At 57.9% G+C, this 6,307-nt stretch carries 7 protein-coding genes; 4 read left to right on the plus strand and 3 right to left on the minus strand.

Annotated features, from left to right (window positions below):
- The first annotated feature begins 145 nt into the window (after nt 1–145).
- Entirely contained in the window at nt 146–418 is a 273-nt protein-coding gene (locus ERD78_RS18365; RefSeq protein WP_129971295.1) for an SWIB/MDM2 domain-containing protein, read from the plus strand.
- Nucleotides 419–544: 126 nt separating this feature from the next.
- Here the strand turns inward: ERD78_RS18365 and ERD78_RS18370 are convergent, their stop codons facing one another.
- On the minus strand, nt 545–910 hold the full coding sequence (locus ERD78_RS18370; RefSeq protein ID WP_129971297.1) for a DUF4870 family protein: 366 nt from the start codon (nt 908–910) through the stop codon (nt 545–547).
- A 113-nt stretch (nt 911–1,023) separates the two neighbouring features.
- Nucleotides 1,024–1,794 (minus strand): IclR family transcriptional regulator, encoded by a 771-nt coding sequence (locus tag ERD78_RS18375; RefSeq protein ID WP_129971299.1) that lies wholly within the window; start codon nt 1,792–1,794, stop codon nt 1,024–1,026.
- Between the two features lie 119 nt (nt 1,795–1,913).
- On the opposite strand from ERD78_RS18375, the gene ERD78_RS18380 reads away from it, so the two are divergent.
- Genes ERD78_RS18380 through ERD78_RS18390 form a run of 3 tightly spaced genes read left to right on the plus strand, consistent with a single transcriptional unit; the run spans nt 1,914 to nt 5,196 of the window.
- A complete protein-coding gene (locus ERD78_RS18380) occupies nt 1,914–2,909 on the plus strand; it encodes a Bug family tripartite tricarboxylate transporter substrate binding protein (protein ID WP_129971301.1) in 996 nt (331 codons plus the stop codon).
- Between the two features lie 2 nt (nt 2,910–2,911).
- Nucleotides 2,912–4,423: a class I adenylate-forming enzyme family protein gene (locus ERD78_RS18385; protein ID WP_129971303.1), complete on the plus strand. Its 1,512-nt coding sequence runs from the start codon at nt 2,912–2,914 to the stop codon at nt 4,421–4,423.
- Nucleotides 4,420–5,196 (plus strand): citryl-CoA lyase, encoded by a 777-nt coding sequence (locus ERD78_RS18390; RefSeq protein ID WP_129971305.1) that lies wholly within the window; start codon nt 4,420–4,422, stop codon nt 5,194–5,196. The genes ERD78_RS18385 and ERD78_RS18390 overlap by 4 nt, the downstream gene beginning before the upstream one ends.
- Before the next feature lie 38 nt (nt 5,197–5,234).
- On the opposite strand, the gene ERD78_RS18395 is transcribed toward ERD78_RS18390, so the two are convergent.
- Nucleotides 5,235–6,017, minus strand: coding sequence for a transporter substrate-binding domain-containing protein (locus ERD78_RS18395; protein ID WP_129971307.1), 783 nt, complete (start codon nt 6,015–6,017; stop codon nt 5,235–5,237).
- Nucleotides 6,018–6,307: the final 290 nt, after the last annotated feature.

The following is a 6,307-nucleotide window of genomic DNA, read 5'->3' on the forward strand; positions in this document are numbered from 1 at the left end:
GGGCAATTGCCGCCTTTACCGGTTTTCCACTCAGTATGCAACCGGGTTTTCATTACGTACAGAAATAGTTTTGTCTTTCGGCGTATCTCACGTTATGCTGCGTGAGAACGATTTTTCCAACCCATCATGTCAGGAGCCCTGTTCTATGGCAACAACTGCAAAAACAGCCCGCAAACCCAACGCTGCCTTCATGAAACCGCTGACGCCCGATGCCACGCTGGCCGCCGTCATTGGTCCCGAAGCAGTGCCTCGCACCGAAGTCACCAAGAAAATTTGGGACTACATCAAAAAGCATGATTTGCAGGACCCGAAAAACCGCCGCAATATCAATGCGGACGACAAGCTTCGCCCTTTGTTCGGCAAGGAACAGGTTTCCATGTTCGAATTGACCAAGCTGGTCAACGCCCACCTGAAGTAAGCTCAAAGCCCAATCGGGTGCAGGCCGGCCCCGACCCACTGGTCTCGCCAGGCCCGCCCGACGGGCAGGTCGGCCGCGTAGCGCGGCCGCCAAGCCATGGCGCCGCCTCAGGCACGGCGCGCTGTATCAATACTCCGCAACCGGAGGTTGCCCCGAAGCCAGCGCCAGCCAGCCCTTGATCAGGCGATACACAATCCATACCAGCGCGATCAGACCGGTCAGCCAGCCAATAAAAATAAATATGGCCAGCCCGCTGAGAACAAGCCAGAGCAAGCCCCACCAGAAGGTGCGGATAATCCAGTCGAAATGGGCCGCATACACTGTTCCGGCCGTGTCGCCACGCTTGATGTAAGCCAGGACCACCGCAGCAATGGTTGCGATGCCAAAAAAACCGGCACTGAGCAAGCCAATAGCAAATAGGCCATACAGCAGGTGTGTCAGGTTGCGTATTGACAACCCCTTGTTGTCTTCTGGCGGCATCGCCTCAGTCATCAGGAACCTCCGGGTATGAAAAGTGGCTGCTTCGGCGCAGGCCGGACGCACTATTTTAGCGGAACTGCGAAGCGCTCACGCAAAGACCAATGAAAGCGCCCCAACGCGCCTGATCAATCGTTCTCGAGACCGCTCGCTGCTAGTTCACGCTGGATCAGATTCACAATGTAACGCTGGCGTTGCAGATTCATGCGCTCCACGACACTGGAGACACTGACGCCAAACAAAGGGTGTCCACCCCGTCGCGGCACCGGCAAGCCCACCCCCACCACACCGGGAACAGCGGCGTTGCCCACAGCCGACCAGCCTCGCTCCAGCGTGGAAGCAATCAGGCGCCGCATCTTTGCCGTCGACATCCCGCCAAATCTTGGCAGGATCTCCTGATTGACGACCAGCACCTGCTCGATGTCCGCTTCGGGCAGGTTGGCCAGCAACGCCAGGCCGGCTGCCCCCACGCCCAGTGGCTGCCTATGCCCTATGGTTACCGCCAGTACCTGGAGAGGATAGGATCCCACCTCGCGATGCACGCAATGCGAGTCGCCATTTTCCCTGCATACCAGGAAGGAGGAGTCGCCGGCCTGGGCACTGATATTGCGCAGGACCGGCTTCAGACGCGCTATGGTCTGCTCAAAAATATCCAGCGCCGATCCGGCGGACCGACTGGCATTGAACCTGAACCGGCGCCCATCTTCCGAGGCTACGGCATAGTCCTCGTCCAGCAGCACATCCAGGTAGCGATACACCGTGGTGCGCTGTATGCCGGTTGCGGCCGCGATATCGGTGATTTTCAGGCCGCCCTCGCCCGCCTGGCGCAAGGCTTCCAGTACGCGCAGCCCGCGGACGAAGGTTTTCGGCCCTGACGTTAAATCCTTGCTGATATTCATTGCAACACGATTTTGTTCATTTTATGGACATATTTGCTTGTGGAAAAAGCAACAACACACAATAGTATGCCCTGAGTGGTTTGATAGAAATGTTCAAATTATAGACAAAGGAGACATCAATGAAAATCGCTTCCCGAAATTTCGCATTGCCTTTTGGTTTGGCCGGCGCGTTGCTGTCGGCTCTCCTGCCGGGCGCGGCCGGCGCTGCGGATGCCTATCCCTCCCGTCCCCTCACGATTGTCGTGGGATACTCCGCAGGCGGTGCAACCGACATCCTGACGCGACTGGTGGCCCAGGGGCTTTCCAAGGAGCTCGGCCAGAGTGTGATCGTGGAAAACAAGGCCGGCGCCAATAGCAATATCGGAGCCGAGTACGTCGCGCGATCCAAGACAGACGGATACACCCTTTATGTTGGCACCATCGCGAACACCATCAATCGCGCCCTGTACAAGAATCTCAGCTATGACTTCGTCAAGGATTTCAAGCCGATCGGTATGATGGCCATGATTTCCAACGTGCTGGTGGTTAACAGCAAAAGCCCGATCAAATCGGTCGCCCAATACATAGACTATGCCAAAGCCCATCCCGGCAAGCTCACCTGCGCGTCGTCGGGCGTTGGCTCATCCATACACATGTCGTGCGAGCTGTTCAAGATACGGACCGGTACGGATATCCTGCACGTCCCCTACCGCGGCAGCGGCCCGGCCAAGGCCGATCTCATCGGCGGTCAGGTCGACTCCATGTTTGACAACCTGCCTTCATCGCTGTCTCATATCAAATCCGGGGAGTTGCGCGCACTGGCCACGACCACGGCAAAGCGCACCGAAGCGTTGCCGGACGTTCCCACGTTCGCGGAAGCCGGCGTCAAGGATTTCGTGGTGCACTCATGGTTCGGACTGGCCGCGCCCAGCGGCACACCCGACGAAATCGTGCACACATTGAATACCGCTCTTAACAAGGTGCTCCAATCCACGAGTATCAAGCAAGCCTATGAAAAGAACGGTTTCAGCGCGCCCGAGCAGCCCAACTCCTCAACGCAGTTCTCGGATTTCATTCAATCCGAAATTGCAACTTGGGCGGATGTTGTGAAAAAGTCGAACATCAAGGTCCAATAACCATGCAACCCATAGATTTTCTGTACCGGGCCGGCCAGATCCATGGCGACCGTATCGCCATTTCCGCCACGGAGCGCCAGCTGACATATACCGAGCTAATCGCTCAGGTGGATGCACTGGCGGCCGCCCTGCAGCAGAAAGATCCCACACCAGGATCGCGCGTGGCGCTGTGCGCCGCCAACAGCGTGGAGCACATTGTGGCGATGCTGGCCATCATGGCCGCGGGCAAGGTATGGGTACCGCTCAATTACCGAAGCACGCCATCCGAAATAAAGCGCATCCTGGATGCGATAGAACCAGGTGCTGTTATCGTTGACGATGCAGGCAGCGCACTGGTTCGTGAGCATGACAACCTGGCGCTGCATTTCTCGTGCTTTCCCGAACTGTTTGCCCGCTTCAAGGGGCAGGCGCCAGTGCGCCATGCCCGGTCCCGCGACGATACGCAGGCAATCAAGTTCACCGGCGGCACAACCGGGTTGCCCAAAGGCGTCATGCAGCCGAGCCGGGCCTGGCTGGCGGGCATCATCAACCAGATCGCAGGCTGGCAGATTGCATCCGATGATCAATTTGTCATATGCGCGCCGGTCAGCCATGGCACGGGCACCTATGTGCTGCCGCTGCTCGCCCAGGGAGGCCGCTTGGTCCTGTGCGCGTCGAATTCAGCCCACGACATCGCCCGCGCCTTTCAGAATGGCGGCACCATGACTTTCATGCCGCCAACACTGATCTACAAGCTCATGGCGGAGCCCGGACTGGATCGCTCATTCTTCCCTAGGCTGCGCCTGCTGATCTACGGTGGCGCAGGTATGCCGACCGAGAAGATCACCAAGGCACAAGCCTTCTTCGGGCCGGTGATCGCCACCACCTATGGTCAGACCGAAGCGCCGCAGATCGCAGCTCGCCTGGGCCCCGACGATCTGGCCCAGCCGGCCAACCTTGCCTCCGTCGGGCGCGCCAGTTGGCTCACCGATATTGCCATTCTTTCGCCGGAAGGCATGCAATTGCCTCCCGTCGAAATCGGCCACGTTGCCATTCGGGGCGACCTTGTCATGACAGGCTATTGGAAGCTGCCGGAAAAAACCGACGAGACCATACGCGACGGCTGGCTGCTTACCGGCGATGCTGGCTATCTGGACGAACGAGGTTTTCTCTTCCTGAAGGAGCGCCTACGCGATGTGATCATCACGGGAGGCTTCAATGTATATCCCATCGATGTAGAAAATGCGCTTTCCTCACACCCCGCTGTTCATGAAGCGGCGGTATTCGGCGTGAAGGACGACAAATGGGGTGAAGCCGTCACCGCAGCCATAGAGTTCAAATCGGGCCGGGCCGCCACAGAAGACGAGCTGAAGGCATTTGTCAGGGACAAGCTGGGGCCCGTCCACACACCGAAGAATATCCGCATTCTCAGGACGCTACCTCGCTCGCCAGTGGGCAAGGTGCTCAAGAATGTGCTCAAGGCGGAAGCAGTAGACCGCCCCGAAACCAGCATGAGCAAAGAGGAGTCTGTATGAACAAAGCAAGCCAGCCGCCCACCACCGAATTGTGTACGCACAGCCTTACAGGCATGAGCTACCGTGATCGTGACCTCGTCAACGAGCTGATCGGCGAGCGCAGCTTTACCGACGTCATGTTTACGCAGATCATGGGGCGGCGGCCGCGTCCCGTTGATCTGCGCATTGTTGACGCGGTGCTTATTACCCTGATGGAGCATGGTCTCACGCCCAGCGCTATCGCCACACGCCTTATTTACATGAGCGCGCCCGAGAACCTTCAAGGCGCGGTCTCGGCCGGTCTGTTGGCAGTTGGCAGCCAGTTTGTGGGTACGATGGAAAACTGCGCTGCCCTGCTCGAACAACTGCTCGCATCCAGCGATATAGATGCCAAGGCACGCGAAATTGCCCAGGACTACCGAGCCCGTAAACAGCCCTTGCCAGGGTTTGGGCATCATCTGCACAAACCGGATGATCCGCGCTCCATCAAGCTCATACAACTTGCGCAGCAGGAAACGGAACTAGGGCAGGCCCACGTCAACGCATTGCTGACGTTCAACAAGGCCATCGACGAAACCTATGGCCGCCACATCACCATCAATGCAACAGGCGCTGTGGCGGCGCTATTGGGCGAGATAGGCATTCCCACCCACCTGATGCGCGGCTTTGCCGTCATATCGCGTGCCGCTGGCCTGGTATCGCACATCGCAGAGGAGCAGCGCATGCCATCGGGCCGATTCATATGGGAAACAATAGACGAGGCAATTCCCTACGTAAAGAAAGCAAGCGAATAGCATGCGCCTGGGGTCACGCCGGCATCGGTCGCGCTATCTCATTGCGGTACCCATTTGTTGGCTAGCTTGGCATAGGCGCCACTGGCCTTGCTCAGATGTAGCCACTGATCCACATACAGCTTGAAACGCATGTCCCCCTGAGGAAGCAGATAGCCCATTTCGGCGTACTGCAGCGGCTTGTCGGGATTCACGGCGCAAAGACGCGGGTCACGCTTGCTCTGCACCTTGGCTTCGGCAGCCTCGGTCACGAACACATCGGCACGCCCTTCGGCGACTTCCTTGAAAATGCCAATATTGTTCTCATGCTGGGTGAGATGCGCCTTGCTCAGCCTGGTGGTTGCAAACTTCTCGTTGCTGCCTCCGGGGTTGTAGACCACACGCACATCGGGCTTGTTTATATCCTCGATGGTCTGGAATTTTTTTACGTTGGAGCACAGCGTAATAGGCGTCTTGCCATTGACCATATACGGCGCGCTGAAGTATGCCTGCTTCTGCCGCTCGAGTGTCACAGAAATGCCTCCTGCGCCGGCATCGCATTTACCGGATGTGAAATCATCCATGAGATTCTTCCAGGTGGTCTTCACAAACACCGCCTGTGCGCCAAGCGTATCCGCAAGATCCCGCATCAGATCAATATCCAGCCCTTCGTAGCTGTCATCGTCATTGTGATAGCTGAAGGGGCGATAATCGCCAGGTGTGCAGACGCGCAATGTTTTGCTTTCCATGACATGCGCAAGTGTATCCACAGGACTACCGGCGGATTGCGCATTGACCAAAGCGGGCGCCGCGAAGATCAGGCCAACTGCCATCGATATCCGCATGACTTGTCTCCTTGTCTTTGTTATCGGGATTTGTATTGTAGTGCCCGCAGTGGGTATTGCCTGTCGTGTGCGTTTAGGGTTTGGGTTCGCGTCTGCGCCTGGGGGGAGGAGCGCGCCTGCACCTCACCGTCGCAGCCGGCCAGGCGCGGGGGCGCCGCAGCGGGCGTGTGGCAATAAAAAACCCCCGAGCCGGTTGGGCACGGGGGTTTTGGCAATAAGAGCCTGACGATGTCCTACTTTCACAGACGAGCTGTCCACTATCATCGGCGCTAAGGCGTTTCACGGTCCTG

The organism is Allopusillimonas soli (assembly GCF_004153445.1).
GTDB lineage: Bacteria > Pseudomonadota > Gammaproteobacteria > Burkholderiales > Burkholderiaceae_B > Allopusillimonas > Allopusillimonas soli.

What these genes read in the sequence shown, in the direction of transcription:
- ERD78_RS18370 (WP_129971297.1), bottom strand. Translation starts at nt 910, where the DNA reads ATGACTGAGGCGATGCCGCCAGAAGACAACAAGGGGTTGTCAATACGC.
- ERD78_RS18365 (WP_129971295.1), top strand. Translation starts at nt 146, where the DNA reads ATGGCAACAACTGCAAAAACAGCCCGCAAACCCAACGCTGCCTTCATG.
- ERD78_RS18390 (WP_129971305.1), top strand. Translation starts at nt 4,420, where the DNA reads ATGAACAAAGCAAGCCAGCCGCCCACCACCGAATTGTGTACGCACAGC.
- ERD78_RS18375 (WP_129971299.1), bottom strand. Translation starts at nt 1,794, where the DNA reads ATGAATATCAGCAAGGATTTAACGTCAGGGCCGAAAACCTTCGTCCGC.
- ERD78_RS18385 (WP_129971303.1), top strand. Translation starts at nt 2,912, where the DNA reads ATGCAACCCATAGATTTTCTGTACCGGGCCGGCCAGATCCATGGCGAC.
- ERD78_RS18380 (WP_129971301.1), top strand. Translation starts at nt 1,914, where the DNA reads ATGAAAATCGCTTCCCGAAATTTCGCATTGCCTTTTGGTTTGGCCGGC.
- ERD78_RS18395 (WP_129971307.1), bottom strand. Translation starts at nt 6,017, where the DNA reads ATGCGGATATCGATGGCAGTTGGCCTGATCTTCGCGGCGCCCGCTTTG.